General features: G+C 34.5%; 7 protein-coding genes. All 7 read left to right on the top strand.

From position 1 onward, the window contains the following. On the top strand, positions 1 to 770 hold a 770-nt coding region (locus CAT7_RS09670), incomplete at its 5' end, for a PTS transporter subunit EIIC (protein WP_007725055.1). A gap of 112 nt (positions 771 to 882) precedes the next feature. After that, complete coding sequence (locus CAT7_RS09665; protein WP_007725052.1) at positions 883 to 1,740, top strand: MurR/RpiR family transcriptional regulator; 858 nt, start codon at positions 883 to 885, stop codon at positions 1,738 to 1,740. Between the two features lie 171 nt (positions 1,741 to 1,911). Then, a complete protein-coding gene (locus CAT7_RS09660) occupies positions 1,912 to 2,172 on the top strand; it encodes a hypothetical protein (protein WP_007725049.1) in 261 nt (86 codons plus the stop codon). Positions 2,173 to 2,223: 51 nt separating this feature from the next. After that, the gene (locus tag CAT7_RS09655; protein WP_007725046.1) at positions 2,224 to 3,033 is read left to right on the top strand and encodes a Cof-type HAD-IIB family hydrolase; all 810 of its coding nucleotides are present in this window, start codon (positions 2,224 to 2,226) and stop codon (positions 3,031 to 3,033) included. A 229-nt stretch (positions 3,034 to 3,262) separates the two neighbouring features. After that, entirely contained in the window at positions 3,263 to 3,586 is a 324-nt protein-coding gene (locus CAT7_RS09650) for a four-helix bundle copper-binding protein (protein WP_007725040.1), read from the top strand. A 492-nt stretch (positions 3,587 to 4,078) separates the two neighbouring features. Further along, entirely contained in the window at positions 4,079 to 5,047 is a 969-nt protein-coding gene (locus CAT7_RS09645; RefSeq protein ID WP_007725038.1) for a GNAT family N-acetyltransferase, read from the top strand. 338 nt (positions 5,048 to 5,385) lie between these two features. Then, positions 5,386 to 6,105 (top strand): sugar transferase, encoded by a 720-nt coding sequence (locus CAT7_RS09640; RefSeq protein ID WP_007725035.1) that lies wholly within the window; start codon positions 5,386 to 5,388, stop codon positions 6,103 to 6,105. Positions 6,106 to 6,154 lie beyond the last annotated feature (49 nt).

The following is a 6,154-nucleotide window of genomic DNA, read 5'->3' as shown; positions in this document are numbered from 1 at the left end:
TTGGTGTTATCTTAGCGGTCTACTTATTGTCAATCGTAGAAAAAAGCATGCGTAAAGTTGTTCCAGATTCAATCGATATTATCGTAACACCAACCATTTCTTTATTGGCTATTGGTTTAGTAACCATTTTCTTGATTATGCCAATCGCAGGTGCCATTTCATCTAGCTTAGTTGGAGCAATCACTTGGGTATTAAATGTTGGTGGAGCTTTCGCCGGTTTCGTATTAGGCGCATTGTTCTTACCAATGGTTATGTTTGGTTTACACCAAGTATTAACACCAATCCATATTGAAATGATCTCTACTCAAGGAATGACATTATTATTGCCGATCTTAGCTATGGCTGGAGCTGGGCAAGTTGGAGCTTCAATCGCATTATGGATAAAATGTCGTAAAAACAAACAATTAACAAACATGATCAAAGGTTCATTGCCTGTAGGTATCTTAGGAATCGGTGAACCATTAATCTATGCGGTAACATTGCCTTTAGGTCGTCCATTCATCACTGCTTGTATTGGAGGCGGTATCGGTGGAGCTGTTATCGGATTATTTGGTGGAATTGGTGCAACTGCAATTGGACCAAGTGGAGTAGCGTTAATTCCATTAATTGCTAACGGCAAATGGTGGGGTTATGTAGTTGGATTATTAGCTGCTTATGCTGGTGGATTCTTAGCTACTTACTTCTTCGGCGTTCCAAAATCAGCAATGGAACCAACTGAACTAGTTTCTTATGATGCAGACGAATTCGACGCAGAAACTATTGTTGACTAATCTGATTTGTACATTGTAAAATAACAGTAGCGTTTAAAAGGCATGTGAGTCTAGCGATTTGCATGCCTTTTTCAGTTTATAAATGAATGCAAATAGTCGGAGGTCGCAGGTTATGCAGAATAATGTCTTATTGACGATTAGAGAGAAAAAAATTACGTTGCCACAATCTGAAAAAAAGATAGCTGAAACAATTCTTAGAGATCCAGTAAAGGTTATTCAAATGAGTGCAACAGATCTAGCGACTGAAGCTGGTTCTAGTTCGGCTGCAGTGATTCGCTTTTGCCGTTCGATTGGCATTAAAGGATTTACGGAGTTGAAACTTCAATTGTCGGCAGATTCCCAAGGCATCAAGGATAATTTATACACGGATATTTTAGCTGATGAGAATTTAGAACAAGTTAAAAAGAAAATGCTCATCAATACGAATCATCTTTTTAAAGAAACCAATAACGTATTGGATACGAAACAAATTGAGCGTGTTTCGGAATTGCTTCATGAGAGTTCAATTATTTATCTATATGGTTTAGGGGCTTCTCATATTGTTGCTTCTGATATTCAACAAAAGTTTAGTCGAATGGGAAAAATAGTTGTTTGTTCGCTTGATCAACATTTGCTAGTCACATCAATGGCAGTTGCCGGAGAGAATGCGGTGTTTTTTGGAGTTTCAAACAGCGGTGAAAAGAAAGAAGTTCTTGCTTTAATGATTATGGCAAAAGAACTTGGATTGAAAACAGTAGCACTCACAAATAATACTGAGAATGCGCTAAGTCTTGAAGCGGATATTGCCTTAAAAACGGCTTTTGCTCATGAAGCTCCTCTAAGAAGTGGAGCGACAATTTCGTTATTGACTCAGATGTATGCTGTCGATATTCTGTTTTATGACTATGCGTCTAAAAACTACGACTTGACCGTAACCAATTTAGAGAAATCTAAAGCAGCCATTCAGCGGTATAACCAAAAATTTGATTGAAAAGTGTCAACTAAAAAGAATGGAAAACAGCCTTTCGTAGCTTGATTTCCATTCTTTTTTAGTTCGTTTGACTGAAGCTTTGAAACAAGCCTACTGATTTTTTTGAATTAATGGTATGATAAATGTAAATCAATCATCTATTAATTCAGGCAGGTTAGGAGTTGGCTTATAGTGAAAAAAAGAATTATTTCCACTTATTTTAGTGTTTATATAAATGAAAACGAAGTTGTTCTGCACTATGCAAACTCAAAAGAGCTGGCTCAAGAGTTTCAATTTAAACTGGAAGAGGATGCTCAGCGTTTTTATCAAGCGTGTTTAGATATTGAAAAATCAATTGAAAATTTGTCAGGGCCTAAAAAAGAAGTGACCCATAATCAGTGGGTGAAACAAACATTGAGTGGTGTAGATTTTGAGTACACAGAATACCAATGAAAAAAGATCGAAGTTTAGAATAATGAATAAGTAAGTGGAGGAGTAAAAAAATTGATCAAATTAATTGCAATTGATATGGACGGAACATTATTAAATGAACACCATTTAGTAACGGATAAGGTGAAAAAAGCAATCAAAGAAGCAAGTAATGCAGGGATTAAGATTGTTTTATGTACAGGCAGACCAGTACATGCGGTCTATGATTATTTTGAAGAATTGGATTTGCCTAAAGATGAAGAAGATTATGTGATTTCTTTAAATGGGACAGTTGTTCAAAAAACGACCAATTGGGAAATTGTTTATTCGCACCAATTAGACCATAGCCAATTGAAAAAAGCAGAACAACTCATTGAACCGTTCGAAATGAATTTTACATATTTCGACGAGAAAGCTTACTATTATACAGGTAAAAAAACTGAAATGTTGCAATTCGATGCTGATTTATTGGGAATGGATGCTGTGCATTTGCCATTAGAAGAACTACCTGAGGAATTGACAATATTTAAAGCGATGTATGTTGCAGAAGAAACAGAACTAGATCATTTAGCGGCTTCTATGCCAGCATTTATTTCTGAAAATTTTTACCCTATTCGAAGTTTGTCTTATGTTTTAGAATTGTTACCTCAAGGTGCTAATAAAGGTGAGGCATTGACAGGATTAGCAACGAAACTCGGATTTTCAATGGATGAAGTGATGGCTATCGGCGATGGAGAAAATGATTTAGATATGATGAAAGTGGCGGGTACGAGCGTAGCGATGGGTAATGCTGTTGACTCTATTAAATTAACGGCAAAATATGTATCTAAATCAAATCAAGAAGATGGAGTTGCACATGCAATTTATGAATGGGCATTGAATTAACTTTTTCTTAAGGTGTATTTAACTGTAGGTAACTAGTTAAATTAAAGGGGTTTGACAAGGGAATCTACTTCAATACTCAGTATAAAGACCAAAAAAGGGTTCATTGCAAAAAAGTAATGGACCTTTTTTTTATGGCGAGAAATGTAGTTGAGTTAGAGAGCCTTATCATTTGATAGGACTTTCTAAAAGTCTTATACTATAGATGTGTTAAAAATCGAGGAGGGATGGTATGCAAGAACAATTAGTAAAGATTTCGGAAAAGATGTTTGAGTGTCAGCGTGTGTGCAACGAATGTTTTGATGCTTGTCTAAAAGAAGATCATGTTCAGATGATGGCAGAATGTATTCGATTAGACCGAGAATGTGCGGACATTTGTGCTTTTGCTTCAACTGCTATTACTAGAGAAAGTTCTTTATCCGCTGACCTTATTGCTTTATGTGCCACTATTTGTCAAGCTTGCGGAAAAGAATGCGAGAAACATGATCATGATCACTGTCAAAGATGTGCTAAAGTATGTTTGGAATGTGCAGAACTTTGTCGTAATTACGCTTAAATTTCAAAACAACTATATTTATATGTACAGCTCTGGTTGCCTATTATTAGGCTTTTCTAATAGAGTTGTACATATTTTCGTCACAAACCAAACTTAAAAAATTTTTTTTTAACTAAAAGATAGCCCTTACAACTAATAGTTGTTATACTTCGAGTATCAATTAATAGCAGGATTTTTTAAACAATCTGCTTTCACATAGTACTTATTTTTCCTCCTTGAAGCAAGACCCTCAGTTTCATCCTAGGTCATCCTGACCGCCAATACACTTTTAGTTTTGACAAATTTTCAAGTAGTATATCCAGACATCTTTATTTAATTTACCCAATTTTACCCACTCACCTTCAGTATCACTCCATAGTAGTTACTTATCCTATTTAGCCGTACCCATTTTTCATATTAAGCTGTAAACTTTTTTAGAAAAAATGAATTGTTTTAGGTTTATTTAAGTCGCCTTTTTTTAGAAAATTATAAAAATATGAAGGAGAATGTTATATGGAAATTAATTTCACTGAACCTTATGGAAGGCTATACGAAACAATAGAAGATGGAGAATTAATTATTTTTGACTTCGAAAATGAGTATGGAAAAGTAAAGAATATGTTTATTAAAAGAGAGATTCCTTTTCAACTAGAAAATAAAAAGTTCTTTGACATCGTAACACCTTACGGCTATGGCGGACCGGTTATTCAAGAAACGACAGATGAGGAAAGATTATTGGCAGGATATTTTGAGGCATTTTCCAATTATTGTCAAAAAAATGATATCATCACTGAATTTATTCGATTTGATCTTTTTGAAAATACTCAAGTACGAGATTGTTTTTATGGAGATGTCTCACTTGTGGGCAATACCATTGTGAAAAACTTAGAATTGCCGATAGAAGAAGATGTACGTAAAAAGATTTTTCGAGATGCTAGAGTAGCTAGAGAAAAAGGGGTTGAAATCAGTTTAGATCAGACGGGTGAACGTGTTGATGATTTTCTAGAAATGTATTATTCAACGATGGACCGTAATGGGGCGGATGCTTATTATTATTTCAAAAAGTCTTTCTTTGAACAGATTCATGAAACGATGAAAGGTCAATTTTTATATGTATTTGCTACAATTGATGGAAAACTTATTGCAGCAACGTTGGTATTATTCGGCAAAGAAAGGGCTTTTGGTTTCTTAGCAGGAACTCTAAAAGAATTCTTCAATCATCATCCCGAAGTTTTGATTCAATTAACCGTTATGGAGTGGTTAAAAGATAAAGGCATTGAAAAATATATTTTAGGCGGTGGGCATAAAGGAGAAGATGGAATATATATGCATAAAAAAGCTTATGCACGACACGGAGAGCACCCTTTTTATGTGGGAAAAAAAGTACATGATCCTATTATTTATGAAAAGTTGATTCAACTGCGAAAGGTATTTGGCAATTTTGATATGGAAACCAGCTTTTTTCCAAAGTATAGAACTTGATAATAAGATGATCTAATGAAATGAACTATATTTAAGTATCACCATCCTCGCACTATCACAGAAATTCAAAAGGTTAATTCATTTTAAACGATTCACACCTCTTTTTTCGCTAAATATTCCTCAGTTTTATCCCTCTAAAGCGTCATCCTTATAAAAAATCCATTTTCTTTATTGAGTTTATTTGTAAAAAAATTTACTTCTAAATGATTCACCCTCGTAAAATGAGCCTCTCATTCAACCTCGCAAAATCCTCCCTCAATACAGTTTAGGTCCTACCCTCTCTCATTTTTGACAAGCAGTTAACACATAACTAAAAATACAATAGAGGTGAGAACACTATGAAAAATTATTATCCAGTTAAGTCAATTATTGAATGGATTTTTGCCGGTATGTTATTTCTATTGGTTCTACCCATTCTATTCATTTTAGGGATTTTAATAAAACTAGAAGATCCTACTGGCCCTATCTTCTTTATCCAAGAACGTGTAGGAAAAGACAATGAAATATTCAATATGTATAAGTTGCGAAGCATGAAAAACCCAACAGCCATTGGTAATAAAGAACTATCTTATGATGAGCGCATGCTAAAAATCGGACAATTTATTCGGAAATTAAGTCTAGATGAATTGCCTCAGCTCATCAATATTCTAAAAGGAGATATGAGTTTTATCGGTCCTAGACCATTGCTTGTTTATTATTTACCTTGTTACAACGAAACAGAATTGCATCGTCATGATGTTAAACCCGGTATCAGCGGATGGGCACAAGTTAACGGTCGCAACAACTTAAGTTGGGAAGAGCGATTTGCTTTAGATGTGGAGTATGTTGAAAAATGCTCATTTCTTTTTGATGTAAAAATTGTTTTGATAACAATTAAAAAAGTGTTAATGAAAGCAGATATCGTTGAAAAAGAAGTTGATTATATTATCGCATTTGATGAATACCGGAAAATGCAATGGAAACAGGAGGAGGTGTTGGATAACGTCACTCCACTATTTCCTGATGCTATTCCTTTAGAAGTTAGTTCAATAGTAGAAAATAGAGAATTCAAAGTCTAATAAGTTGAAAAACAATCATCGCTGGTTCAAATGAAATCTGATGGGAATA

The organism is Carnobacterium sp. AT7, assembly GCF_000171855.1.
Classification (GTDB): Bacteria; Bacillota; Bacilli; order Lactobacillales; family Carnobacteriaceae; genus Carnobacterium_B; species Carnobacterium_B jeotgali.
Note: the sequence above shows the minus strand (reverse complement) of the source record. Positions and strands in the feature narration are given on the sequence as shown.

Coding starts and splice junctions, on each gene's coding strand:
- CAT7_RS09640 (WP_007725035.1), top strand. CDS start 5,386: ATGAAAAATTATTATCCAGTTAAGTCAATTATTGAATGGATTTTTGCC.
- CAT7_RS09650 (WP_007725040.1), top strand. CDS start 3,263: ATGCAAGAACAATTAGTAAAGATTTCGGAAAAGATGTTTGAGTGTCAG.
- CAT7_RS09665 (WP_007725052.1), top strand. CDS start 883: ATGCAGAATAATGTCTTATTGACGATTAGAGAGAAAAAAATTACGTTG.
- CAT7_RS09645 (WP_007725038.1), top strand. CDS start 4,079: ATGGAAATTAATTTCACTGAACCTTATGGAAGGCTATACGAAACAATA.